General features: G+C 69.0%; 26 protein-coding genes. 15 read left to right on the forward strand and 11 right to left on the reverse strand.

The features are described 5' to 3' along the window. Positions 1-509 precede the first annotated feature (509 nt). The 4 genes from bluB to MKK50_RS10945 all read left to right on the forward strand — a co-directional run bounded on the left by bluB (position 510) and on the right by MKK50_RS10945 (position 5,210). Positions 510-1,175 carry a 5,6-dimethylbenzimidazole synthase gene (gene bluB, locus MKK50_RS10930; protein ID WP_499022204.1) on the forward strand — a complete coding sequence of 222 codons (666 nt, stop codon included), beginning with the start codon at positions 510-512 and terminating at the stop codon, positions 1,173-1,175. Between the two features lie 193 nt (positions 1,176-1,368). Continuing rightward, positions 1,369-1,884 carry a L,D-transpeptidase gene (locus tag MKK50_RS10935; RefSeq protein WP_253373033.1) on the forward strand — a complete coding sequence of 172 codons (516 nt, stop codon included), beginning with the start codon at positions 1,369-1,371 and terminating at the stop codon, positions 1,882-1,884. A 262-nt stretch (positions 1,885-2,146) separates the two neighbouring features. Then, complete coding sequence (locus MKK50_RS10940; RefSeq protein ID WP_499022206.1) at positions 2,147-3,361, forward strand: MFS transporter; 1,215 nt, start codon at positions 2,147-2,149, stop codon at positions 3,359-3,361. Between the two features lie 100 nt (positions 3,362-3,461). Continuing rightward, positions 3,462-5,210 (forward strand): ABC transporter ATP-binding protein, encoded by a 1,749-nt coding sequence (locus MKK50_RS10945; protein ID WP_499022282.1) that lies wholly within the window; start codon positions 3,462-3,464, stop codon positions 5,208-5,210. A 175-nt stretch (positions 5,211-5,385) separates the two neighbouring features. Here the strand turns inward: MKK50_RS10945 and gmk are convergent, their stop codons facing one another. Continuing rightward, on the reverse strand, positions 5,386-6,057 hold the full coding sequence (gene gmk, locus MKK50_RS10950) for a guanylate kinase (RefSeq protein ID WP_253373035.1): 672 nt from the start codon (positions 6,055-6,057) through the stop codon (positions 5,386-5,388). A 34-nt stretch (positions 6,058-6,091) separates the two neighbouring features. Beyond that, positions 6,092-6,955 (reverse strand): YicC/YloC family endoribonuclease, encoded by an 864-nt coding sequence (locus MKK50_RS10955; RefSeq protein WP_499022284.1) that lies wholly within the window; start codon positions 6,953-6,955, stop codon positions 6,092-6,094. 424 nt (positions 6,956-7,379) lie between these two features. On the opposite strand from MKK50_RS10955, the gene MKK50_RS10960 reads away from it, so the two are divergent. Further along, entirely contained in the window at positions 7,380-7,925 is a 546-nt protein-coding gene (locus MKK50_RS10960) for a hypothetical protein (RefSeq protein WP_499022207.1), read from the forward strand. Between the two features lie 163 nt (positions 7,926-8,088). On the opposite strand, the gene MKK50_RS10965 is transcribed toward MKK50_RS10960, so the two are convergent. The 3 genes from MKK50_RS10965 to MKK50_RS10975 all read right to left on the reverse strand — a co-directional run bounded on the left by MKK50_RS10965 (position 8,089) and on the right by MKK50_RS10975 (position 11,203). Next, positions 8,089-8,238, reverse strand: coding sequence for a hypothetical protein (locus MKK50_RS10965; RefSeq protein WP_253373041.1), 150 nt, complete (start codon positions 8,236-8,238; stop codon positions 8,089-8,091). A 281-nt stretch (positions 8,239-8,519) separates the two neighbouring features. Then, complete coding sequence (locus MKK50_RS10970; protein ID WP_499022209.1) at positions 8,520-9,902, reverse strand: class II 3-deoxy-7-phosphoheptulonate synthase; 1,383 nt, start codon at positions 9,900-9,902, stop codon at positions 8,520-8,522. A gap of 137 nt (positions 9,903-10,039) precedes the next feature. Further along, a complete protein-coding gene (locus tag MKK50_RS10975; protein ID WP_499022211.1) occupies positions 10,040-11,203 on the reverse strand; it encodes a helix-turn-helix transcriptional regulator in 1,164 nt (387 codons plus the stop codon). A 380-nt stretch (positions 11,204-11,583) separates the two neighbouring features. Here MKK50_RS10975 and MKK50_RS10980 point away from each other — a divergent pair, with 380 nt between their 5' ends. Continuing rightward, a complete protein-coding gene (locus MKK50_RS10980) occupies positions 11,584-12,315 on the forward strand; it encodes an MBL fold metallo-hydrolase (RefSeq protein WP_499022213.1) in 732 nt (243 codons plus the stop codon). A 25-nt stretch (positions 12,316-12,340) separates the two neighbouring features. Here the strand turns inward: MKK50_RS10980 and MKK50_RS10985 are convergent, their stop codons facing one another. Beyond that, positions 12,341-12,646, reverse strand: coding sequence for an alkylphosphonate utilization protein (locus MKK50_RS10985; RefSeq protein WP_499022214.1), 306 nt, complete (start codon positions 12,644-12,646; stop codon positions 12,341-12,343). Positions 12,647-12,851: 205 nt separating this feature from the next. On the opposite strand from MKK50_RS10985, the gene MKK50_RS10990 reads away from it, so the two are divergent. Further along, positions 12,852-13,406: a DUF2059 domain-containing protein gene (locus tag MKK50_RS10990; protein ID WP_499022216.1), complete on the forward strand. Its 555-nt coding sequence runs from the start codon at positions 12,852-12,854 to the stop codon at positions 13,404-13,406. A gap of 6 nt (positions 13,407-13,412) precedes the next feature. On the opposite strand, the gene MKK50_RS10995 is transcribed toward MKK50_RS10990, so the two are convergent. Genes MKK50_RS10995 through hemA form a run of 3 tightly spaced genes read right to left on the reverse strand, consistent with a single transcriptional unit; the run spans position 13,413 to position 15,871 of the window. Then, the gene (locus MKK50_RS10995) at positions 13,413-13,880 is read right to left on the reverse strand and encodes a hypothetical protein (RefSeq protein ID WP_499022218.1); all 468 of its coding nucleotides are present in this window, start codon (positions 13,878-13,880) and stop codon (positions 13,413-13,415) included. Next, positions 13,877-14,443, reverse strand: a complete 567-nt coding sequence (locus MKK50_RS11000) for a hypothetical protein (protein WP_499022221.1) — start codon at positions 14,441-14,443, stop codon at positions 13,877-13,879. Before MKK50_RS11000 ends, MKK50_RS10995 begins: the two co-directional genes overlap by 4 nt. A 39-nt stretch (positions 14,444-14,482) precedes the next feature. Next, positions 14,483-15,871: a 5-aminolevulinate synthase gene (gene hemA, locus MKK50_RS11005; RefSeq protein WP_499022223.1), complete on the reverse strand. Its 1,389-nt coding sequence runs from the start codon at positions 15,869-15,871 to the stop codon at positions 14,483-14,485. 572 nt (positions 15,872-16,443) lie between these two features. Here hemA and MKK50_RS11010 point away from each other — a divergent pair. Continuing rightward, positions 16,444-16,593, forward strand: coding sequence for a hypothetical protein (locus MKK50_RS11010; protein ID WP_253373058.1), 150 nt, complete (start codon positions 16,444-16,446; stop codon positions 16,591-16,593). Positions 16,594-16,887: 294 nt separating this feature from the next. After that, the gene (murA, locus tag MKK50_RS11015) at positions 16,888-18,177 is read left to right on the forward strand and encodes a UDP-N-acetylglucosamine 1-carboxyvinyltransferase (protein WP_499022225.1); all 1,290 of its coding nucleotides are present in this window, start codon (positions 16,888-16,890) and stop codon (positions 18,175-18,177) included. Between the two features lie 94 nt (positions 18,178-18,271). Here murA and MKK50_RS11020 read toward each other — a convergent pair whose 3' ends face one another. Then, positions 18,272-18,652, reverse strand: coding sequence for a hypothetical protein (locus MKK50_RS11020; RefSeq protein ID WP_499022227.1), 381 nt, complete (start codon positions 18,650-18,652; stop codon positions 18,272-18,274). A 306-nt stretch (positions 18,653-18,958) separates the two neighbouring features. Between MKK50_RS11020 and MKK50_RS11025 the strand changes: the two genes are divergently transcribed. The 4 genes from MKK50_RS11025 (at position 18,959) to MKK50_RS11040 (ending at position 22,217) form a co-directional block, all read left to right on the forward strand. Next, positions 18,959-19,414 carry a DUF2948 family protein gene (locus tag MKK50_RS11025; RefSeq protein ID WP_499022229.1) on the forward strand — a complete coding sequence of 152 codons (456 nt, stop codon included), beginning with the start codon at positions 18,959-18,961 and terminating at the stop codon, positions 19,412-19,414. Between the two features lie 31 nt (positions 19,415-19,445). After that, positions 19,446-20,741, forward strand: coding sequence for a histidinol dehydrogenase (hisD, locus tag MKK50_RS11030; protein ID WP_499022231.1), 1,296 nt, complete (start codon positions 19,446-19,448; stop codon positions 20,739-20,741). A gap of 170 nt (positions 20,742-20,911) precedes the next feature. Then, positions 20,912-21,436: a UPF0262 family protein gene (locus MKK50_RS11035; RefSeq protein WP_253373065.1), complete on the forward strand. Its 525-nt coding sequence runs from the start codon at positions 20,912-20,914 to the stop codon at positions 21,434-21,436. Between the two features lie 307 nt (positions 21,437-21,743). Then, positions 21,744-22,217 (forward strand): arsenate-mycothiol transferase ArsC, encoded by a 474-nt coding sequence (locus tag MKK50_RS11040; protein WP_499022233.1) that lies wholly within the window; start codon positions 21,744-21,746, stop codon positions 22,215-22,217. 193 nt (positions 22,218-22,410) lie between these two features. Here MKK50_RS11040 and MKK50_RS11045 read toward each other — a convergent pair whose 3' ends face one another. Beyond that, complete coding sequence (locus MKK50_RS11045) at positions 22,411-23,241, reverse strand: FTR1 family iron permease (RefSeq protein ID WP_253373069.1); 831 nt, start codon at positions 23,239-23,241, stop codon at positions 22,411-22,413. Between the two features lie 453 nt (positions 23,242-23,694). Between MKK50_RS11045 and MKK50_RS11050 the strand changes: the two genes are divergently transcribed. Together MKK50_RS11050 and MKK50_RS11055 are read left to right on the forward strand one after the other, a co-directional pair. Beyond that, a complete protein-coding gene (locus MKK50_RS11050) occupies positions 23,695-23,940 on the forward strand; it encodes a hypothetical protein (RefSeq protein ID WP_253373071.1) in 246 nt (81 codons plus the stop codon). A 171-nt stretch (positions 23,941-24,111) separates the two neighbouring features. Then, complete coding sequence (locus tag MKK50_RS11055) at positions 24,112-24,549, forward strand: hypothetical protein (protein WP_499022235.1); 438 nt, start codon at positions 24,112-24,114, stop codon at positions 24,547-24,549. Positions 24,550-24,565 lie beyond the last annotated feature (16 nt).

Raw genomic sequence — 24,565 nt, forward strand, 5'->3', positions numbered from 1 at the left:
CTCCCGTATCGGTGCCGGCGTTCCTGCGGCGTGGGGGAGATGATGGGCCTCGCGGCAGGCACCCGCAAGGTGCTTCGCCGGCCATCGTTGGTGAAGCGGGGTTTCGGCGCGGGGCGCGAGACGCATGTGCGTCGCCGCACGGTGAGGTGGCAAACTTCACCGTCCCGCCGCAGACTCGCCTTGCCATCGCCACCGCGACACGCTTTCACTGTGACCTGAAACCTCGTCGGTCTGTCCACCGCGGCGGCGCCTGAACCCGAGCTCCCCAGCCCTCGGGCAATGCCGCGGATCTCGGCAAGCCGGCATCCAGGGGTTTCGAGACCCAAGGACTTCAGGCGGCCTCCTCGGAGCGCCGCCCTTTTTTCGTGTCGAGGCTCCCGCTTCTCGCTGGTGCATCAGCCCGAAAGCCGGTGCCACCCCTCGGGACGATACTCGCGGCATGGAGCCGGGGCCGCAGCCCCCAATAACCATCTTGGCAGCCGAGCCCGCCGGCGCGAGAAGCGGCGGCCATGCCAGAGTCCCCTCCCCCCGCGGCGACCTCTCCGCCCCTCTTCGACGACGCCTTCCGCGCCCGCCTCGCGGATCTGTTCGCGTGGCGACGGGACGTGCGGCGCTTCTCCGGCGATCCGGTCGATGAGGCCGCGCTGCGAACCTGCCTCGATCTGGCGGCGCTGGCGCCCTCCGTCGGCAACAGCCAGCCCTGGCGGTTCGTACGGGTGTCCGAGCCTCGACGGCGCGCGGCGGTCATCGCCAGCTTCGAGCGCTGCAACGCCGCAGCCTGCGCGACCTATGCCGACGAACAACGGACTCTCTACGCCCGCCTGAAGCTCGCGGGCCTGCGCGAGGCGCCGGTCCATCTCGCGGTGTTCTGCGATTCCGGGACGGGCGCCGGCCACGGCCTCGGCCGCGCGACCATGCCGGAGATGCTGCGCTACTCGGTGGCGGCCTGCATCCATGCCTTCTGGCTCGCCGCCCGCGCCCACGGGCTCGGCGTCGGCTGGGTCTCGATCCTCGACCCCGGCCTCGTGACGGATGCCCTCGACGTGCCGGAGGGCTGGGATCTGATCGCCTATCTCTGTGTCGGCCACCCGGTCGAGGAGCATGCCGACCCGGAACTCGTCCGCCACGGCTGGCAGGAGCGGCACCCGGAAGCGGTCCGGCTCCACGAGCGCTGAGGGAGCACCGGGGACGTTGCCGGGACTCGCCGCCGTTACTTAAAATTTTCGGGAAATTCCGAGCCCGGGATTCGCTCTGCTGCCAAGAGGCGGTGCATGAGACCCGCTTTCTTGCGCGCGTAAAGCAGAACGGCAAGCTGGAACGGCGGATCGTCTTCGACAGTTACGCTCCAGCTTCGTAAGGCGGTCTTCGATGTTCAGGACAATCAAGTACAGGGTGCGTCTCGCGGGCGCGCTCGCAGGAGTGCTGTGCGCGGCCGGTGCCGCACAGGCTCGGGAAGTCGTACCCTTCGCCGAGGGGATCGGAGCAGGCACGATCGTGGTGCGCACCACCGAGCGCCGGCTCTACCTCGTCAACGGCGACGGCACGGCGATCCGCTACCCCGTTGCGGTCGGCAAGCCGGGCAAGCAGTGGAGCGGCGCCACGCAGATCGACGGCAAGTACTACCAGCCCGACTGGTCGCCCCCGGCGGAGGTGAAGCGCGACAACCCGCGCCTGCCCAACCTCATTCGCGGCGGCTCGCCGAGCAATCCGATGGGCGTGGCGGCGATGACTCTGCGGGGCGGCGAATACGCCATCCACGGCACCAACCGGCCGAATTCGATCGGCACCTTCGCGTCCTACGGCTGCATCCGCATGTACAACCAAGACATCGCCGACCTGTTCGGGCGCGTCACCGTCGGCACCGACGTGTATGTCATGCGCTGAACGGCGGTTCGAGCCGCAGCCATCCGCAACGCCGCGCGGGCCGCACCCCCACGGGCCCTCCCTGCGACCGCACCGGAGCCATTCGCAGCCCCGACATGCGCCGGGCGGCCCGTGAAGCGGTGAGATGGAGCGGTGAGTCGGCATCGCGGCGCGAAGGACCTGGGATGACAGATGGACAGGGGCGGGTTCGCGGCAGCCCTCCGGTCGATCGAGGGGGTTCGAGTGCGTGAGCGGTCTCGAACCCGCATGCGACAAGGCGGCGATGCCTGAGCGAGACGATTTCGGTCGGGCGGCGCAGTTGGCGCCGTTCTTCTGCCTCTACATCACCTTCGGCACGACGCTCGGCTTCCTCACCGGCGGCGCGCCGCTGATCCTGCGGGCCCGCGGCATCGATCTCGCCGAGGTCGGCTTCCTCCAGCTCATCAACCTGCCGGTCGGGCTCACCTTCCTCTGGGCCATGCTCGTGGACCGCATCCACCTGCCGCGCCTGCCGCACCGGCTCGGCTGGATCGTGCTGATGCAGGGGGCGACCATCGCCCTGCTGCTGGTGTTGAGTCGGGGCGAGGCCTGGCCGCTGCCGCTCCTGTTCGGGCTCGCACTCGCGACCTGCTTCTGCGTTGCCACCATGGACATCGCGCTCGAAGCCCTCGTGGTCGAGACGGTCGGCCCGGAGCGCCGGCCCTATGTCGCTTCGGCCAAGCTCTGCGGCGCCTCGCTCGGCGGCCTGTTCGGCGCCGGGGTGCTGATCGCCGAGTACGACCGGCTCGGCTGGCACAACGCCGTGCTTGCCGTGGCGGTGCTGAACGGGCTCTGCCTCCTGCCGATGCTGCGCTATCCCGAGCGCGCCCTGCGGCGGGTCTCGGCGGAGGCGCAGCGCAGTCCTCTGGCGCTCGGACGGCTGCGGCTGCTCGGCGGGCGCGTGCTGGTGCTCGGCCTCTACTTCGCGGCGATGTTCGCGCTCACCGGCTCGAACAACCTCGCCTTGCTCGACCTCGGCGTGCCGCTCGCGCAAGTCGGCCTCGTCACCGGCGGGCTCGCCTCGGGCATCAACCTCGTCATGGCGCTGGTCTCCGGCCTCCTCGTGCGGCGCGTCGGCACGCTGCCGCTCATCACCGTCTCCGCCCTCGGCGTCGCGGGGTCGGGCCTGCTCATGCTGTGGGCGACCGCGCAGGGAGTGCCGAATCTCGGCCTCGCGGCAGCGGTTCTCGGCATCCTGTGCGGCGGCGGCCTCGGCGTGCCGGTCTTCAACATGATCTACCGCTGGGCCCAGGGGCCGCAGCCCGCCACCGACTACGCGCTTCTCTTCGGCGCCGCCTTCTTCGCCGCCCTGCCGCTGCGGGTCGGGGCGCCGGCACTCGCCGGGGCGGTCGGCTGGCCCGCCTACTTCGCCCTCGCGGTGCCGCTCTACGGGCTGGCCGTGCTGCTCCTGCGCGGTGCGATCGGCCGGACGCTGGCAGCCGACCACGCGGCTTCGTGAGGGCCGCCCCGCGTCGGCGCCGCTGGCGCGACGACGCGCCCTCGCCTATGCGCCGGAGAGCCGCCCGCTTCCGGGCCAGAAGACCCGTCACAGCCACGCCATGCTGAAGGCCTTCCTCGCCTATTACCGGCCGCACCGGACGCTGTTCCTGGTGGATTTCGGCTGCGCCGTCCTCTCCGGCCTGCTCGAACTCGGCTTTCCGCTCGCGGTCAAAGCCTTCGTCGACCGGCTGTTGCCGCAGCAGGATTGGAGCCTGATCCTGCTCGCGGCCATGGGCCTGACGCTGCTCTATGTCGCCAATGCCGGCCTGATGGTGGTCGTCACCTATTGGGGCCACGTGCTCGGCATCAACATCGAGACCGAGATGCGCGCCCGCGCCTTCGACCACCTGCAGAAGCTCTCGTTCCGGTTCTTTGACGGGCAGAAGACCGGCCATCTGGTGGCGCGCGTCACCAAGGATCTCGAGGAGATCGGCGAGGTCGCCCATCACGGGCCCGAGGACTTGTTCATCGCGGTGATGACGCTGTTCGGCGCTTTCGCGCTGATGTTCCTCGTCCACGCGCCGCTGGCACTGATGACGCTGGCGATCCTGCCCCTGATCGCCTTCATCGTCATCCGCTACGGGGGGCGCATGACCCGCAACTGGCAGGCGCAGTACGGGCGCGTCGGGGCCTTCAACGCCCGCATCGAGGAGAATGTCGGCGGCATCCGCGTGGTGAAGGCCTTCGCCAACGAGGCGCACGAGCGGGCGCTGTTCGCCTCCGACAACCTGAAATACCGCACCACCAAGCTCGAAGCCTACCGGCTGATGGCGGGCGCCCTGTCGATCAACTATCTGGGCCTGCGCCTCGTGCAGATCGTGGTGCTCCTGGGCGGCGCCGCCTTCGTGGTGCGCGGCGACCTGACGGCCGGCGGGTTCGTCGGCTTCCTGCTTCTGGTGGCGGTGTTCTACCGGCCGCTGGAGAAGATCGGGGCGGTGATCGAGACCTACCCGAAGGGCATCGCCGGCTTTCGCCGCTACCAGGAACTACTCGCCACCGAGCCCGACATCGCCGACCGGCCGGGCGCCATCCCCGCCCCGCCGCTCAAGGGCGAGATCCGCTTCGAAGGCGTGCGCTTCGGCTACAGCCCGGACCGGCCGGTGCTGGCCGGCGTCGATCTGACGATCCGCGCGGGCGAGACGGTGGCCTTCGTCGGCCCCTCGGGGGCGGGCAAGACGACGCTCCTCTCGCTGATTCCGCGCTTCTACGAGGGGCAAGCCGGGCGCATCACCATCGACGGCCACGACATCCGCGACCTGACGCTGGCCTCGCTGCGCGGGCAGATCGGCATCGTGCAGCAGGACGTGTTCCTGTTTGCCGGCACGATCCGCGAGAACATCGCTTATGGCCGTCTCGGTGCGAGCGAGGCCGAGATCATGGACGCCGCTACCCGCGCCCGGCTCGATGGGCTGATCGCCGCCCTGCCCGAGGGGCTCGACACGGTGATCGGCGAGCGCGGCGTGAAGCTGTCGGGCGGGCAGAAGCAGCGGCTCGCGATCGCCCGCGCCTTCCTCAAGAACCCGCCGATCCTGATCCTCGACGAGGCGACCTCGGCGCTCGACACCGAGACCGAGCGGGAGATCCAGGCCTCGCTGTTCGAGCTGGCGGAGGGGCGCACGACCCTCGTCATCGCCCACCGGCTGGCCACCATCCGCCACGCCGACCGCATCGTGGTGGTGGCCGAGAGCAGCATCGCCGAGCAGGGCCGCCACGACGCGCTGCTGGCCGGCGACGGCTATTACCGCCGCCTGCACGCCGCCCAGGTCGAGGAATCGTTTTCGGATCGTCCGCGCACGGCAGCAGAGTGAGGCGCCCCCTCTCCCCGCCGGGCGGGGAGAGGGGGACACACGCGATAACCGAAGTGATAGGCTAGAGCATCGTCCTGGATATCGGATCCAGGACGATGCTCTAGCCTATTGTCTTTGCATCATCTTTTTCCGAAAGCCGGCAGCCACCTTTCGGGATGATGCTCTAGAAACCGTATCAGCCGCCCTGCCCGGCCTCCGCCAGCAGCCCGTCGACGAAGCCCGGCAAGCCGGTGCGGCGGGTGCGCTTGAGGCGCTCGGCGGCCAGGATCGACTGAAGCGCGCGAAACGACTCGTCGAGGTCGTCGTTGACGATGACGTAGTCGTACTCGCTCCAGCGCTGCATCTCGTTGCGGGCGTTGGCCAGCCGCCGCTCGATGGTCTCGGGGGCGTCCTCCGCCCGTCGCTCCAGGCGGTTGCGCAACTCGGAAAAGCTCGGCGGCAGGATGAACACCGTCACCACGTCGTCCTGCAGCCGCTGCCGGACCTGGCGGGTGCCCTGGTAGTCGATGTCGAAGATCATGTCCCGGCCCTGCCCGAGGGTCTTCTCGACCGGGCGGCGCGGCGTGCCGTAGAAGTTGCCGTGGACTTCGGCCCATTCGAGCAGGTCGTCGCGCGTGCGAAGATCCTCGAACGCCTCGCGGTCGATGAAGCGGTAGTCGCGCCCGTCGATCTCCGAAGGGCGGCGCGAGCGCGTCGTCACCGAGATCGACAGGTCGAGGCCCCATTCGGGCCGCTGGGCGATGGCACGGGTCAGTGTCGTCTTGCCCGCGCCCGAGGGCGAGGACAGGATCAGGATCAGCCCGCGCCGGGCGATGTCCGGGCGGCCGTGCGTGGCGTCCTGCGTCATCGGGCGAAACTTCCGCTGCGCATGTCTCTCGCTCTCATTCGACGTTCTGCACCTGCTCGCGGAATTGCTCCACCACGGCCTTCAAGTCGAGTCCGATCCGCGACAGGCTGATGTCGCCCGCCTTGGCACACAGCGTGTTGGCTTCGCGGCCGAGTTCCTGGGCCAGGAAATCGAGCCGCCGGCCGATCGCGCCGCCCTGAGCCAGCAGCTCGCCGATGGCCGCGAGGTGGGCACGCAGGCGGTCGAGTTCCTCGCGCACATCCGCCTTGGCAGCGAGCAGCACCGCCTCCTGATGCAGGCGGTCGGGGTCGAGCCCCCCGGCGCCGACGAGTGCTGCCACCGCCTCGCCAAGCCGGGCGCGCACCGCCTCGGGCCGGCGGGCGGGGCAGTCCTCGGCAGCCTGGGTCAGGCGGGCGATGTCCGCGATCTGGCCGCTCACGACCGCGTGGAGCCGCGCCCCTTCCGCCCGGCGGGCGGAGACGAGGTCGGCCACGAGGGTCTCGATCCCAGCTGCGAGATCCCGATTGAGCGCTTCAGGGTCGGTCCCGGCTTCGCTTTCGGTCTCCACGACGCCGCGCACGGCGAGCAGGCCGTCGAGCGTCGCAGGGCCGACCTCGGCGGGGCGCGGCACGCGGGCGACCGCCGCGGCAAGGCTCGCCAGCAGGTGCTCATCAATGCGCACACGCACCGCCGCCTCGGGCCGCGTCAAGGTCAGACCAAGCTGGCACTGGCCGCGAGAGAGCGCCTTCGACAGGGCGGCGCGAGCTCCCTCCCCCGCCGCCTCGAAGCCGTTCGGCACGCGCACGCGGATGTCGAGTCCGCGCGCGTTCACGGTGCGGATCTCCCACAACCACTGCACCGCGCCGGTCGTGCCGGCGGAGCGGGCAAACCCGGTCATGCTCGCGAGGGTCGTGCCTTCGCTCGCCGTGCCTTCGCTCGTCGTGCCTTGGCTGGTCGTGTCCTGATCAGTCGTGTCTTGGCTGGTGTTGGCCAAAGGCGCGTCGCTCCCGCTCGTCCTCCGTCGGTGCTCGGCCGCTGATGGCGGGGAACGACTCCGGAAAAGGTCGGTTTGTCGGATACGCGCTTTCCGTGAGGGAGCGCAATGCAGGGGCGGGCGGAAGGCCGGCCCGGCGCTGCGCGCGTGCACCGCACCAATACCGCGCCGCCCTATTCTGCACAAAAAACATCCAAGTCACATAATGAAGCAAGAGCCCAGCGTCCAAGCAGGCATGAATACTGTGCATCAGCTTGACGTGTACTACCTGTCTTCCTAACTTCTAAGTCGATCAAAGGGCGCCGAACATTCGAGCGGGGACCCATCCATGACGAACCCCTTCGACATCAAGAACCGCTTCCGGGCTCGCCTGCGTGCGGCCGACGCGCAGAAGCATCGGATCCAGGCCCAGCTTCTTCAGGACGGCGTTCGGGCGCTGGCTCCGATCACCGAGGCCTTGAACCTGATGGCCGAGGTGCTGGAAGAGGACGGTATCGAGCACGGCCGGATCACCTGCCCCGCCCCGGAGGTGGATCGCGACGATTTCGTCGGCTTCACCGCCACGCTGCAGAACGATACCGATCAGGAGCACCGGATCACCGTGAAGTACGGCCCCGTGCTGGGTGGGCGAAACTTCATCGCGGTGAACGGACTCGGCGCCGAGTACAACGAGCGGCTCCTCAGCCTGGCGAGCAACACGACGCCGGGCCTTGGCCGCTGCATCGGCAGCGACGTGCATGTCGAGGCGGATCGCGGCGGCGACCTGGCCGAGATCCTGCGCGAGATGGTCGAGGACTTTTTCGCCGGTCACAGCGAGCCTCCGATCCGCACGGGGGCGACCGAGGCACGCAGCCGTCTGGCGCTGGTACAGTAGGCGCCCGCCCAGTGCATCATCCCGAAAGCGGGTTGCCGGCTTTCGGGATGATGTAAAAACAAAAGGCCAGAGCATCGTCCTGGATCCGATATCCAGGACGATGCTCTGGCCGTCGCGGCCGCAGAATCAGGACTTCGCCGTCACCGAGCGGTGGAACGTCCGCTCACGGATCGAGGCGGCGCGCCCGGGCGGCGCGGGCCATGGCGATGAGTTCGTTGGCCGTGAGGTCATGTGGCGGCCGTCGCACCTCGGCCTCGATCGGGCTCAGGTCGATCGAGCGCCGGTCCAGCAGAGGCGCGGCGGCGGATGGCACTCTCGGATTCAAACTCGGCCAGAGACTGCGAATGCGAGAAGTCTTTCTGGTCGCCGATACCGCCATGCCGCCTCCGAAGCCGATTGCTTAAGAGGATGATAACCAAGCTCGGTCGCGAGAAACATTCTTGACGCGCGCCGATGTGGTGCTTCGCCGAAATCTTTTGTCGGCTGCGGGTCGGGGCGCAGGGGCCTTCGCTGCACATGGATGCGCACAACGAAAAGGGCGGGCACGATCCTGCACGATCGCACCCGCCCTTTCGCATTCCGATCGGACCGAGGCTACTCCGCCGCGTCGAGGCGCGGGTGCTCGATCTCGGCGCGCTCGTGCTTCACCAGTTCGGCAGTCAGGAACGCCACCTCCAGCGCCTGCTCCGCGTTGAGGCGCGGGTCGCAGTAGGTGTGGTAGCGGTCCTGAAGGTCGTCGGCCGTCAGCGCACGGGCGCCGCCGGTGCATTCGGTCACGTCCTTGCCGGTCATCTCCAGATGGATGCCGCCGGCGATCGTGCCTTCCGCGCGGTGCACGCCGAAGAAGCCTTCGATCTCCTGCATCACCCGCTCGAACGGCCGGGTCTTGTAGCGGCCGGCGGCGATGGTGTTGCCGTGCATCGGATCGCACACCCACACCACGTTGCGGCCCTCGCGCTGCACCGTGCGGATCAGCCCCGGCAGGTGGTCACCGACCTTGTCCGCGCCGAAGCGGCAGATCAGGCTGAGGCGGCCGGCCTCGTTCTCCGGGTTGAGGAGATCGATCAGGCGGATCAGCCCCTCGGCCGTGGTCGAGGGCCCGCATTTGAGGCCGATCGGGTTCTTGATGCCGCGGGCATATTCCACGTGGGCGTGGTCCGGCTGGCGGGTGCGGTCGCCGATCCAGAGCATGTGGCCCGAGGTGGCGTACCAGTCCCCGCTCGTCGAATCGACGCGGGTCAGCGACTCCTCGTAGCCGAGCAGCAGCGCCTCGTGGCTGGTGTAGAAGTCCGTGGTGCGGACCTCCTGATGCGTCTCCGGGTTGATGCCGATGGCGCGCATGAAGTCGAGCGCATCCGACATCCGCTCGGCCACATCGCGGTAGCGCGAGGATTGCGGGCTGTCCTTCACGAAGCCCAGCATCCAGCGATGCGCGTTCTCGAGGTTGGCGTAGCCGCCGGTGGCGAAGGCGCGCAGGAGGTTCAGCGTCGCCGCCGACTGCCGGTAGGCTTCGAGCTGGCGGCGCGGATCGGGGATCCGCGCCTCCTCGTTGAAGGTCAGGCCGTTGATGATGTCGCCGCGGTAGCTCGGCAGCGCCACACCGTCGAGCGTCTCGGTCGGCGAGGAGCGCGGCTTGGCGAACTGCCCGGCAATGCGGCCGACCTTCACCACGGGCGAGCCGCCCGCGAAGGTGAGCACCATCGCCATCTGCAGGAAGACGCGGAAGAAGTCGCGGATATTGTCGGCCGAGTGCTCGTCGAAGCTCTCGGCGCAATCGCCGCCTTGCAGCAGGAAGGCCTCGCCCGCCCCGACGCGCGCCAGGGCCGCCTTCAGCTTGCGCGCCTCACCGGCAAAAACGAGCGGCGGAAAGCTCGCGAGTTGCGCCTCGACGGCCTGGAGCGCGGACGCATCCGGATAGGACGGGACCTGCTGGATCGGCAGGTTGCGCCAGGTTTTGGGGGTCCACCGCTCGGCCATGATACTCTCTCCGCTCACCCGATCGGGTGATGCGCGCGGGCCCTCCCGCCTCGCGCGAAGCCGGGCTTATAGAGCGGTTTTTCAGAAGTTGCGAGTTGGCCGACGCCATAGCTGAGTATCGGCCGGCGCATCGTCCGTTATTCGTGCAATCCCGACCCGGCGCCCCGGCCGGCGAGGAGGCCGACGAGCTCGGCTTGGCGCGACACGCCGGTCTTCTGAAAGATGCGCCTGAGCACGGAACGGGCAGTACTGGGGGTGATCCCGAGCTTGGCCGCGGCCGGCGCCGGGGCATCGCCTGCCCCGATCAATGCGGCGAGCCGGGCCTCGGCCGGGGTCAGGTCGAACAGCCCCTGGACCACGTCCGCGCTCGGCACGTCCTGCGCCACGACGGGTGTGGCGATCAGCACGAAACGGGCGCGGACGAACACGTCGTGGGCCGCGCCGCGGATCGGCACGAGATGCAGGATCACCGGGGGACGCTCGCCGCTGGCGGCGATCGGGATCGAGCGCACCGGCATCGCCCGCGGCTGAGCGGATTGTGCCACGGCTTCACGCAGCAGCCGGTCGGCGGCCGGATCGACCACGGCGAGCCACAAGGGCTGGTCGCTCAGGGTGTGGGGCATCATCGCGACCAGGGAAGGATTGGCGTCGATGACCCGCCCGCCGCTTCCGAGCACGGCCGCCGGCAGGCCGAGCGCTTCGAGCGTCCGGGTCGTGGTGGTCACCCTTTCCATTTCCAGGCGTGCGGAGAGCAGGGCGGCCCGTGCGAGATGGGGGCGAAGGCCGTTGAGGGCGGAAAGCACCTGCGGGCCGAAATCGCCCTCGGCGCGGGCGCGCTCGCAATGGACGATCACGCTGTCGCCGCTCGGCACGAGGACGGTCGTCGCGGTGCCCGCACCGTAACCCCGTGGGATCAGGAAGTCTTGATAGAGCGGCAGCGTCGCGATCTCCTCCTCCGTCACGACGTCGAGGTCGGTGAGGAAGCCGGGATGGCGCAACGCCAGAAGCCGCTCCGTGCGGACGTTGCCGGGAAAACGCAGATGGTCGTTCACCACGGCGTCGAACTCGGGAGAGGTCGTCACGAAGTCGCGATAGTGCGTCCCGGTCGAAACGATCATCACCGCCTCCGGCGCGCCGGCGAAGCGGGCGAGTTCGATCAGAACCTCGCGCCACAGCTCGGGCAGGGCCGCCGCCTCGTAGATCCGGTCGATCAGGGCTGCGCCCTCGTCCGACAGAATGCCGGCCGGCTCGATCGCGGCCGAGCGGATGGCAGCGGGAAAGGGGTGGGAATGGATCGTCATGAAGCCGGCGAGAACAACGGAACGAACGCGATCGCACGGCCTGAATTTGGCACCTCCGCAAGCCGCGGGATACTGCGCCCGGCTCACTGGACTAGTATTTTTCCGGATGTTGTCTCCGGAGAAGCAATTCCATGCCGCACAGCGGCAGCATCCACACCCTGCCGGAACGCGAAACTCAGTATGGAACGCCGAATTTGTCCTTTTCCAGCAGATTAACAAATGAAACGAAACCGGGCTCTCGGGACAGTAGACCTGCCTCTCACCGAGACGCGGGAGACGCCCGCCGATGAACGAGCGCGATCAATGTCGACCGGAGATGATTGATCGCGGCGCCCAGTGACCGAGATCCCCGCCGGGATCGAAAGCAGGGAGAGTGAACCATGCAGCTCCAAGTTCTCGGTTGCGGAGACGCGTTCGGCTCGGGCGGGCGCTTCAACACCTGCTTCCACGTCGATGCGTCCGGCGGCGCCTTCCTCATCGATTGCGGCGCTTCCGCGCTCATCGCGATCCGGCGCTTCGGCGTCGAGCCGAACCGCATCCGCACGGTGTTCCTCACCCATCTTCACGGCGACCATTTCGGCGGCCTGCCCTGGCTGATCCTCGACGGGCAGCTCGTCAGCGGCCGCACGGAGCCGTTGACCGTGGTCGGGCCGCCGGGCACGGCGACGCGCCTTCCGGCGGCGATGGAGGTGCTGTTTCCCGGCTCAAGCACGGCCGAGCGCCGATTCTCCGTCGAGGTCGTGGAGATGGAAGCCGGGCGCCCGGTCGAGACCGGGGGCGTACGTGCCGCCGCCTTCACCATGTGCCACCCCTCCGGCGCGCCCGCGCACGCCCTGCGGATCGAGGCGGCGGGCAAGGTCGTCAGCTATACCGGCGACACCGAGTGGGTGGAGGACATCGTCGCCGCAGGGCGCGGGGCGGACCTGATGATCGCCGAGGGCTACACCGTGGAGCGTCCGGTCAAATTCCACCTCGATTGGGCGACGCTGAAGCGGCGCCTGCCCGAGATCGCCCCGAAGCGGCTGATGCTCACGCATATGAGCCCGGAGATGATCGCGCACCCGCCGGACGGCTACATCGCGGCCGAGGACGGGCTCGTCGTCACGCTTTGAGCCCGCCCCGTTTCGCTCCGCGCGATCAGCGCTTGCGCACGAATTCCGTGCGCAGGACGAGGCCTTTGATGCTGTCGTGGCGGCAATCGATCTCCTCCGGATCGTCCGTGAGGCGGATCGACCGGATGACGGTGCCCTGCTTCAGGGTCTGGTTCGCGCCCTTGACCTTGAGATCCTTGATCAGGGTGACCGCATCGCCGTCGGCCAGGATGTTGCCCGCGGCGTCGCGGACGGCCGCCCGCGCATCCGGCGTCTCGGCCGCCGCCGCGCCGGCGGGGCGCCATTCGCCGAGCGCTTCGTCGTAGATGTAGGTGTCGTCCGTATCCGGCATCGTCTGGCTCCCCGCGGTCACGCCGCCGTGAGCGCGGCCATAGCGGTGCCTCAGGCCGGCCGACAAGCGCGTTGCGGGCATGGCTCCGAACCGACTACCGTTGCGGGAGTTGGCGCCGGGTGCTCCAAGGATCACCGTTGCCTGCGCGTCGTTCCGCTCGGCTCGACAGCCCGACCCCATGCTCACGACCGGAAACACTCCGACCATGCGCCAGAAAATGCTCTCCGGATTGCTGGGCCTCGGCCTGCTCTGCACGCCGGCCCTCGTCGCCGGCACCGTTCCTGCCGCGGCGCAGGCGCCCACCAAACCCGCCACCCCGGCCGTCACCGCCGATCCCGAGCGCTTGGCCGCCGCCCGTGAGGTCGTCGCCGCGTCGCAGGGAGACCGGGCCGCGGTGCTCGCGGCGATGAAGGCACCGATGGCCGGGGTGATGCAGCAGATGGGTCTCACGGACCCGAAGAAGGCCCAGGTGATGGTGGACGAGGTCGTCATGCCCACGCTCTCGGAGAATTACGACGACCTGCTCGCGATCCAGGCCCTCAGCTTCGCCTCCGTCCTCTCGAAGGAGGATCTGAAGGCGGTGGCCAGCTTCTACGCCACGCCGGCGGGCAAGAACCTCGTCAAGGCGCAGCCGCAACTGAGCCAGGCGATGCTGACGGGCATGCAGCAATGGATGGGCACGCTGCTGCCGCAGCTCAAGGAGAAGGTCGAGAAGGCTGCCGCGGCGCATGGCTGGTCGAACGAGGTCAAGCGGCGCTGAGACCCCTCACCGCTCCGGCTCGAACAAGGCCGTGGCTGCGGGCCCCTGCGGAAAGGTCAGGGGCATCCGGACCACGCCACGGTGATAGGGGAAGCGGGCGCGCTGGAGCGGGTCCGGCCCGGTGAAGATCAGCCGCGGTCGGAACGAGACCGGGCTGACGCAGAGCAGGTAATTGCGCAGGTTGCGCTCGTCGGGCACGAACATGGCCTTGTCGAGGTAGCGGGCCTCGTGCCGCACCCAAGGCGGAATGAACGGCAACCGCCAGCGCCGGGCGAGGTGCTCGCCGACCCCGCCGAGGAAGGCATCGGGCCGCGCGTCTCCCAGAAAGCCCGGATCCTCGGCGATCATCGCCCCCTGGGCGGCGGTGTCGCCGTCGAGCGCGTAGAAGGCATCGAGGAAGTTCTGCAGGTGGTGATCCCAGTCGCCATCCGCGCGCGCCCGCTCGACCACCGAGCGCAAGGTGACGGGCCTCATTGCGGGCCATCCTGAAGCACCGACCGGAAGCGCAGGCCCGCCTCATCCGGGGGCGCCTCGTCGTAAACGGACACGTAGAGGTCGTGCAGCGCGGCCACCTCGCCGATGCCGAGATGGGCGGCCAGGGCCTGCGCATCCCGCAGGTCGCGTTCGCCGCGATCGAGATTCTGCAGGGCGTGCAGCTTCATGGCGAGAAGGTAGCGCGGCGCGGCGAGAAAGGTGCGCAGACCCGGTGTCCCGTCGGCCGGATAGAGGCCGGCGGCCGTGAACAGGGCCTCGTCCTCATCCAGCGGCGTGAACATGCCGACCGCATTGTTGAGCCAATCGGGCTGCAACCCGAGTTCTTGCGCCACGCGCGCGACCGAAGGCGCCAGAGCCGCCTCGTCGAAGCCTTCGCGCACTACGGCATCGACATCGTCGGTGCCGCGCCGCCACGCGAATTGCAGCATCAGCGCCCCGCCGCCGTACACGGCCAGTTCGACGAACAGCCCCCGCGCGGACAGATCCGCGCCGAGCCGTTCGAAGGCCTGGAGGAGGCGGGTACGATCGAAGGCTGGGGCCATGCAGACAGTGTAGCCGATGCCGCGGCCTTCGTGAAAAGGCTACTCCGCAGCGGCGGCGAACACCGTACCGGCCCGCGGCAGATCCAGCGTATCCCAGGTTTCCACCAGCGCGGCCGTCAGCGCACCGATCCGCTCGTCGTCGTGGAAGGGCGAGGGCGTGATCCGCAAGCGCTCGGTGCCGCGCGGGACGGTGGGGTAGTTGATCGGCTGAATGTAGATGCCGTGATGCTCCAGCAGGTGGTCGGCCGCCGCCTTGCACAGCTCGGCGTCGCCCACCATCAGCGGCACGATGTGGGTCTCGGTGTGCAGCACCGGCAGGCCGGCGGTCTCCAGGGCCGCCTTGGTGCGGGCGGCCTGGCGCTGATGCGCCTCGCGCTCGAGCTTCGAGCGCTTGAGGTAGCGCACCGAGGCGCGCGCCGCGGCGGCCACGGCCGGCGGCAGGGCGGTGGTGAAGATAAAGCCGGCCGCGTGGCTGCGGACCGCGTCACACAGGGTCGCCGAACCGGTGATGTAGCCGCCGACGCAGCCGAAGCCCTTGGCGAGCGTCCCCTCGATCACATCGACCCGGTCCATCACCCCGTCACGCTCGGCGATGCCGGCGCCGCGCTCGCCGTAGAGGCCGACCGCGTGGACCTCGTCGAGATAGGTCATGGCGCCGTAGGCATCGGCGAGGTCGCAGATCGCGGCGATCGGCGCGATGTCGCCGTCCATCGAGTAGACCGACTCGAAGGCGATCAGCTTGGGCCGGTCGCCGGCCTCGGCGAGCAGTTGCTCGAGATGCTCGAGGTCGTTGTGGCGGAAGACGCGCTTCTCGCAACCGGAATGGCGCACGCCCTCGATCATCGAATTGTGGTTGAAGGCGTCCGACAGGATCAGGCAGTTCGGCAGCAGCTTGGCGATGGTCGAGATGCCGGCCTGATTCGAGACGTAGCCCGAGGTGAAGACGAGGCCCGCCTCCTTGCCGTGCAGGTCGGCGAGTTCGCGCTCCAGATCGACCAGCGGCGAGTTGTTGCCAGCGATGTTGCGGGTACCGCCGGCGCCGACGCCGCAGCGGGCGGCCGTGTCAGTCAGGGCCGCGACGACCTCGGGGTGCTGGCCCATGCCGAGATAGTCGTTGGAGCACCACACCGTGATCTCGCGGTTGCCGCCCTCCGGGCGCCGCCACGTGGCCTGCGGAAAGCGACCGGAGATCCGCTCGATGTCGGCGAAGACGCGGTAGCGGCGCTCGCTGTGCAGCCGGTCGAGGGCAGCACGGAAATGGCCGTCGTAATCCGTGCGCAGGCCGGCGGGGCGGACCGGCGACCGCTCGAATTTGGCCCGGCCATTGCTAGCACCGGCCTCGTCCACGCCGCCATCACCGCCGACGATCGACTCGTCGGGCTGGGTGGCGCTGTCGGCCGCGTTCACAGGCATCAGGTTCACGGGCATCCGTCCTCGACGCTTTCGGCTGGCCGGGCGTTCTTCTTGGGACGCCTCGGTTCAAAGAATTCGGGTCCGAGCCCTACCCCGGAGAGCGTGGCCGAACCGTTCGCGGCCGGGGCGGTGGTCTCCCGAGGTTCAGCCCCCAGGGAGCGGCACGGCCTTCGCCGTGCGTCATCGTCCGACCGGCGGCTTTCGCATCCCGTCCGGGACGAGTCCCGCGCCGATGCTGCCGTGACCGCAAGATAGGAGGTTATTTCGAACTGGTTCAAGGTGAGTTCGAGACATTCCTGCTTTGCACAGGCTCGAAGGGACCTGCGATCTCGCCCGCATCCAGGCGCCAACATGGAATGTTCGCCCTGACGATGCCGTCCTGGCGCGGCTTTGTGATCGCTTGCGAGAACCGATGCCCGCTGATTCGCCTTGGGTGACGATGGGTCGCGGCGTGGAGCAAGGCCCGTGCGGGGCGGCCGATGCGCTGGCGAAGGAGACAAAATCGGGATACGGCCTTTGCCCATAACGGCCGAACGCGCACCGGCATGACGGGCGCTCCGCCGGGTGAAATCGTTTCGGAACGCGAGATGGCGACCAAGGACGAGGAGCGCGCCGCCCGCCTCAAAGCGGCCCTGCGCGACAACCTGCGCCGCCGCAAGGCACAGGCCCGGAGCCGGGCCGACGACGCCCCCGAACCCACGAAGACGCAGCCGACCGAACCGGCCGAGAAGAGTTAGCGCATCGTCCCGAAAGGTGGTCCCCGGCTTTCGGAAAAAGACGATGCAAAATCAGAGGGCTCGAGTATCGGCCCGGATCCGATATCCAGGACAATGCTCTCGCGCCCGTCGCCCGGCCTGCCGCCCTTGCACCCACCGAGGGAGCGATGCTCCGGGCGCGGAATGGAACCGAACGGCCACGCTTCTTCTTTTTGCCGGATACCGCCTATACCTCCACCCTGAACGAGGGGCGCCCGCGCGCCCGGCACGCAAGGCGACCTCCGCGATCGGAACGGGGGTGCTCCGAGGATCCCGATGGACCGCATCCACATCACCGGCGGCACGCCGCTCAACGGCACGATCCCGATTTCGGGCGCCAAGAACGCGGCACTGCCGCTGATGATCGCGAGCCTTCTCACCGGGGAGACGCTGGAACTCATCAACGTGCCGCGGCTCGCCGACATCGCGGCGCTGACGCGCATCCTCGGCAATCACGGCGTCGATCACATGGTCGTCGGCAAGCGGCCGGGGCAGACCGCCGAGACCGGCCAGACCGTCCGGCTCACCGCCTCGAACGTCATCGACACCACCGCGCCCTACGAACTCGTCTCGACCATGCGGGCGAGCTTCTGGGTGATTGCGCCGCTGCTCGCCCGCTTCGGCGAGGCCAAGGTGTCGCTGCCCGGCGGCTGCGCCATCGGCACCCGGCCGGTCGACCTGCTGCTCATGGCCCTGGAGAAGCTCGGCGCCGAGATCGAGATCGACGGCGGCTACGTGGTTGCGAAGACGAAGAACGGGCTGCGCGGCGCCGAGATCGACTTCCCCAAGGTCACGGTCGGCGGCACCCACGTCGCCCTGATGGCGGCGGCCCTGGCCTACGGCACCACGGTGATCGACAACGCCGCCCGCGAGCCGGAAGTCGTCGATCTCGCCGAGTGCCTGATCAAGATGGGCGCGCGGATCGAGGGTGCGGGCACCTCCCGCATCGTTGTTGAGGGCGTGGCACGCCTCGGCGGCACCCGCCACGAGGTGCTGCCCGACCGGATCGAGACCGGCACCTACGCCATGGCGGTAGCGATGACCGGGGGCGACGTCTCCCTCGTCAACACCCGGACCGACCTGCTGGCTTCGGCGCTCGAGACCCTGGCCTCCACCGGCACCGAGGTGACGGCCCTGCCCGACGGAATCCGGGTGCGCCGCAACGGCGGCGGGATCAGCCCGGCGGACGTGACGACCGATCCGTTCCCCGGCTTCCCGACCGATCTCCAGGCCCAGTTCATGGCGCTGATGACGCTGGCCAAGGGCCAGTCGCGCATCCGCGAGACGATCTTCGAGAACCGCTTCATGCACGTTCAGGAGTTGGCCCGCCTCGGCGCGCGGATCCGCCTCGACGGCGATCTCGCCATCGTCGAGGGCGTGGAGCGCCTGAAGGGTGCACCCGTCATGGCCACCGACCTGCGCGCCTCGGTCTCACTGGTGATCGGCGCGCTCGCGGCGGAGGGCGAGACGCAGATCAACCGCGTCTACCACCTCGACCGCGGCTTCGAGGCGCTGGAAGCCAAGCTTGCCCGCTGCGGCGCGCAGATCGAGCGCGTGCGGGCCTGAAGGCGCACGGCGCCGATCCTTCCGTTCGGCCTCTCACGAAAAAGGCCTGCACCGCGCGGTGCAGGCCGATCCAGTTCGGACGATCCCTGAGAGATCAGCGGGCGATGGCACCGCGCTTCACGCCGAAGCCGGGGATATCGCAGGCGCAGGGCGCGTTCGGAGGCGCGAAGCCCGTCGCGCAGCTGCCGCGGGCGGTGATGCAGACGCTGCCGCCGCGTCCGCCGCGGGGCGGACCCCGGAAGCGCGGACCGTCGTCGTCATCGTCGAAGCGGCGGCGACGGCCTTCATCGTCGCCGTAGCGGCGCCGACCGTACCCCTCGTCGTCGCCACGTGAGCGGCGGCTGTAGCCGTCGTCGTAGCGGCGCGGACCGTCATAGCCGTCGCGATAGTACTGGGCGCTCGCCGGGCTCGCCACGAACCCGAGGGCCAGGACGACCCCCAAGGTGCGCCCCATGGCCAGAACTCCGTTTTGCATCGTCCGCATCCCCTCCGGATGACTTGGAAAAGTCACGCTGACCTTAGCCATGCGCTCATGAACGCACGATGAGCCCAAAAGAGCCGCGCCCCCCGCAATCCACACTCGGACACGGCGCTCGGTGGCGCATCGGGCACGGCACGCGGTCCCGTCCGGGGTGCTCTCTCGGGTGCCGAGCCGGCCTTCCGGTCGCGGAAGCACGCTGCGACCCGTCCGGCTGCCGGTTGCCGCAGGCGGGTCGCGTCGCTACCTACGCCTCGAAATCCGCTTCCCGCGCGTTCGGTCGGGGAGCCCGGAGCGTCAATGATGGAGCTTCTCAAGCTCGCCGCCCTCGATGCCGAGGATCTCGCCGTCATCTCCGCCCACCTTCAGGACGCGATCCTGCGGGCGGAGGATCTCGCATGGCTGCCGGGCGAGCACCGCTTCGCCCTGGCGGCGCGCCGTTTCGACTGGTCGGTGTCGCCGGGCCAGCCGCCCCGGCGCCGCCTCTCGGGCCTGCATTTCGAGTGCGTGCTCTCCGTGAAGGCCAAGGGCATCACACCGGGGGCGACTTCCGGCGATCCGCTGAGCCTTCTCGCGATCACCTTCGAGGAAACCGAGGCACCCTCCGGCATCGCCACCCTGGTCTTTTCCGGCGGGGCCGCGATCCGGCTCGAACTTGAATGCGTCGAGGTGCGCCTGAAGGATCTCGGCCCCGTCTGGGAGGCCGATGGCCGCCCCGACCACGAGGCCGTGCGCAACCTCGTCGAGAACCGCCCGTGACCCCCCGCCCCCGAACCGCCGATATCGCCCGATGATCCGTCTCGACAGCCGCTCTCCCGATTTCGCGGAGGCGTTCAAGCGCCTGCTCGGCCTCAAGCGCGAGATCTCCGAGGATGTGGACGAGACCGTGCGCGGGATCATCGCGGGGGTCGTCTCCGGCGGCGACGCGGCGCTCGTCGATTACACCCGCCGCTTCGACCGGCTCGGCCAGGATTTCTCACCGGCCTCCCTGCGCATCACCGCCGAGGAAGTGGAAGCGGCGGTGGCCGCCTGCCCCCCTGAGGCCCGCGCCGCCCTGGCTCTCGCGGCCGAGCGGATCGAGGCCTATCACCGCCGCCAGATCCCCGAGGACCACCTCTCCACCGACGATCTCGGCGTCACCGCCGGCTGGCGCTGGACCGCGATCGAGTCGGTCGGGCTCTACGTGCCCGGCGGCACCGCGAGCTATCCTTCCTCAGTGCTGATGAACGCGGTGCCGGCCCGCGTCGCGGGCGTGCCACGCATCGTCATGGTGGTGCCGACGCCCGAGGGGCAGCTCAACCCGCTGGTGCTGGCCGCAGCATCGCTCTCCGGCGTCACCGAGATCTACCGCGTCGGCGGGGCGCAGGCGGTGGCCGCGCTCGCCTACGGCACGGAAACCATCGCGCCGGTGGCCAAGATCGTCGGCCCCGGCAATGCCTGGGTCGCGGCGGCCAAGCGCCGGGTGTTCGGGCAGGTCGGCATCGACATGATCGCCGGCCCTTCCGAAGTGCTGATCCTTGCCGACCGTCACGCCAACCCTGATTGGATCGCCGCCGACCTGCTGGCCCAGGCCGAGCACGACACCGCGGCGCAGGCGGTGCTCGTCACCGATTCGGATGAACTCGCCGACGCGACCGAGGCCGCGGTCGAGCGTGCGCTGGCAACCCTGAAGCGCGCCGAGATCGCCCGCGCCAGTTGGCGCGATTACGGCGCGATCATCCGCGTCCGGGATTTCGACGAGGCAGTGCCGCTGGTCGATGCCATCGCCCCCGAGCATCTCGAGATCGAGACGGAGGACGCCGAGGCGTTGTCGCTCAAAATCCGGAACGCGGGGGCGATCTTCCTCGGCGCGCACACGCCCGAAGCCATCGGCGATTATGTCGGCGGGCCGAACCACGTGCTGCCGACGGCCCGTTCGGCGCGGTTCTCCTCGGGGCTCGGGGTGCTCGACTTCATGAAGCGCACCTCGATCCTGCGCTGCGATCCGGCCGCGCTGCGGGCGCTCGGGCCCGCAGCGATCGTCCTGGGCGAGTCCGAGGGTCTCGACGGGCATGCCCGCTCCGTGTCGATCCGGCTCAACCTCTAGAGGATCGTCCCGAAAGGTGGTTGCCGGCTTTCGGGACGATACACGATGGGTCGGCGGGAACCACGTTTCGGATCGATCGTCCGGAGAGCTTGCGTGCGAGCCCGGCTTTCGGCTCATGTGACGGAAACAGGGCGCCCGGATTCGGGTGCCGACGCGAGAAGGCGCCGGCGATGAAGGCCGAAGCGAACCAGGGGGCGCAAGACGCGCAGGGCGAGGCACCGGCGAAGCCGCGAAATCGGCTTGCGGCGGTGCGTCTCGACGAGGGCTCGATCGGCCGGGGCAACCCGGACCAGGAGCACGAGCGCGCCATCGCCATCTACGACATTCTGGAGGAGAACTCCTTCACGATCCCCGAGCGCGACGAGGGCCCGTACGGGCTGGACCTCGGCCTCGTCGAGAACAAGTTGTCCTTCGCGATCGCGACCGAGGCGGGCGAGCCGGTGATGACCCACCTGCTCTCGCTCACTCCCTTCCGCCGGGTCATCCGCGATTACGAGATGATCTGCGAGAGCTATTACAGCGCGATCCGCACCGCCTCGCCGACGCAGATCGAGGCGATCGACATGGGGCGGCGGGGCCTGCACAACGAAGCGTCCGAGCTGCTGCGGCAGCGCCTCGAAGGCAAGGTCGATCTCGACCATGATACGGCGCGGCGCCTGTTCACCCTGATCTTCGCCCTTCACTGGAAGGGCTGACGATCGCGGCTTTATCCTGCCCGAAGGTGGAGCGCCCGGCAGAACGATCCGCTTTCGGGAATTCCGGGGCGGATCTATATCAGCGTGTGCGCGAGCACCTCATGAAACGCCCGATCCGTGGTGCATCGGCGCAAGTCGGCGTGGGCGTTTCGCGAGGGGTCACGGTGTTTGCATCGTCTTTTCCGACAAGCCGGCGCCCGTTCGGGACGATGCTCTCTGAGCGCTCCACGGGGTTTGCGGCCGTCGATCGCTCTTCTGCGGGCCTGACGGCGCGGCGGGGGTTTCGTGGGAAGCACCCGGGCGGGGCATGACGGACGACACGATTCCCGGGACCGGACCCAAGAAGCGGCGGGTTCAGTCCGTCCTGTTCATGTGCAACTTCAATGCGGTGCGCTCGCTGGCGGCGGAGGCGATCGCGCGCCATTACTTCGGCAAATCCACCTACGTGCAGTCCGCCGGCGTGCGCACGGGCGAGCCGAGCGATCCCTTCATGGTCGCAGCTTTGGACGAGATTGGCATCGATGCCTCCCGCCACAAGCCGCGCACCATCGAGCAGCTCGAGGATTGGGAGGGGCTGAACTTCGACCTGATCATCACCCTCTCGCCGGAGGCGCACCACCGGGCGCTGAAACTGACGCACACCCTGGCGGCGGATGTCGAGTACTGGCCGACGCCGGACCCGACCCTGGTGCAGGAGGGCACGCGCGAGCAGCGCCTCGACGGCTACCGCGATGTACGCGACGGACTGACCTACCGGATCAAGTCCCGGCTGAAGGTGTGATACGGTTTCCGCTTGATCCAAGCGGGGATCGGATCAGCAAGCCCGCGCGGCGCCTGAGCGAAGTCCAAATCCGCCATCTCGAAGAGACCAAACGGATTTGGTATCAAGGGCGGGGCGCTGAAACGAAAGCACCGCCGCTGGCGGCGGCGTGAAAGCAAAAGGGCTCCCCGAGCGAGGAGCCCTATCGCCGGGATCAGGAGGCGGCCGAGACCGGCCGCCCCTCGCGCGCCTCGTTGCCGCCGCCGCCCTTGCGCCGGAGGCTGACGAGGGCCGCCGCAGCGGCCACGGCCAGGATCGCGAGCTGGGTGCCGAGCGCCTCCCAACTGCCATTGCTCAGGCCCCATTCCGAGACGAAGGCGGGTACGCCGTCCGTGGTGAAGGGGATCAGCGCCTGCTCCTGAAGCTCCTGGAACGCCTGGCCGACCATCCGCAGGCCCATGAAGAACAGGAAGGCCGAGGTCACCACGAACATCGGGCGCAGCGGCAGGCGCAGCGCCAGCCACTGCATCGCCACGAACATCGCCACCAGCGCCAGGGTCGCCGTCGCGAGCCCGCCCAGCAACGCGGCATCGAAGCCGTTGGCAGTCTTGGCCAGGGTGTGAACGAACAGGATCGTTTCGGCGCCCTCGCGGAACACCGCCAGGAAGGCGATGCCGGCGAGCGAGAGCATGGTGCCCGCGCCGAGCGCCCGCTCGGCCAGCCGGTTGAGGTCCGCCTGCCACGCCTTCGGATCCTGGCGGACGAACATCCAGCCGCTCATGTAGAACAGCAGCACCGCGGCCGCGAGCATCACGACGGCCTCGAACAGGTCGCTGTGGTTGCCGTCGTAGAAGGTCGCGAACACCCACGCCATGACGATGCTGGCGACGATCGCCGCGAGCGCGCCCATGTAGACCGGCGCGATTCGCTCCGCCGCATTCGCACGGCGAAGGAAGGCAACGAGCGCCGCGATCACCAGCAGAGCTTCCAGTCCCTCACGGAACAGGATGATGAAAGCCTGCACGAACGTTGATCCGTCCGTCATCCGATTGCTCCCGTTTCGATCGGCGGAACGCGCGTCCCGGCGAATTGTCTGCCTCAACGGCGAGGCCGCGCCGCGCGGCATCGCCAATACTTGTCACATTACAATGATGTTCTGATGCAAAACGCAGTTTGGAAACGTTCCTAACAAGAAGAGCGGCCCAGTTTCGGACGACGAAGCCCGATGTTTCGCTTCGCGTGCCAGTACAACCCTTTGTACCATTCTCGCAAGCATCGCACCGGGCACACGGGATCGCGCTCCGTCGCCGCAGGCAACAGCACGGACAACGCATGGAGACGGAGACAAATTTTTGCCGCTTTCCGGAAGGTCACGCGAAACCCAACGGCCACGTTGTGGATTGTTGATTCAATATGCGGCGGCGCCTGCACGGCGGGAGACCGGCCGCCCCGACCGAACCGTTGAAGCGCGCCCGCCGCGGCGCGCGGGCAGGATATCATGAACGCGCACTCCACCGCCGCGGCCGTCCTCGGCCTCGCCCTGATCGGCTTGACCGCGATGCCGAGCCTCGCTGCACCCGGCACGGGCCGCAGCACCACCCAGGTCGCCGAGGCCGCGCAGGTCTCCCAGGCGGCCGCGACCTCGGAGAGCGACGAGGAGAGCGCCAACTGCAACAAGCAGCGCCGCCGCCTGTGGATCGAGGGCGAGGGCTGGATCGTCCGCCGCGTCACGATCTGCCGCTGAGCACCGAAACGACGACGACCCGCGCGAACGCCATCGGCCGGCGGAGCGCCCGTCTCAGCATTCTGCATCGGCTGGCGGGACGAGGGGGAGCGGAACGAGCATAGGCGCCGCCGATTTGGTTTCATGAATCGCGCCTGTTTCGCCAATGCGCCACCGGAGAAGCCCCGCCCCATGCGCCCAGCCCTCGCCGCCGGTCTCGCTACTCTGCTCGCCCTCGGCGCCGCCTCGGGCGCTGCCGCCGACCCCTACGTCTACGGGTATGGCGGTGGCGGATACCGCTTCGCCGGTCCGGCGATCGAGGGCGCCTATCTCGGCGCGCCGTTCACGCGCCTGCCCAGCACGAGCCGACTCGTGCCGCCGGCCTGGGGCTACGGCACCTACGGCATCCCCACCGCCGCCGGCATCCGCGACGCCCCCGCCGCGCGCCCGACCCTGACCGTGATCGAGCGGCCCGCTTCCACCCGTCTCCGCCCCGCAGCCCGGAGACACGGCGCCCGCGTCCTCTCGAAGGATTCCAAGGGCGTCTGGACCGATCCGGCACCCCGCTCCGAGGTCGAGGAGAGCGGCGCCCAGGTGGTGTCGGTCCGGTTGCCGACCCGTACCCGGTAGGGCCTTTCCCGGAGCA

The sequence above is a fragment of the Methylobacterium sp. J-043 genome (assembly GCF_022829505.1).
GTDB lineage: Bacteria > Pseudomonadota > Alphaproteobacteria > Rhizobiales > Beijerinckiaceae > Methylobacterium > Methylobacterium extorquens_A.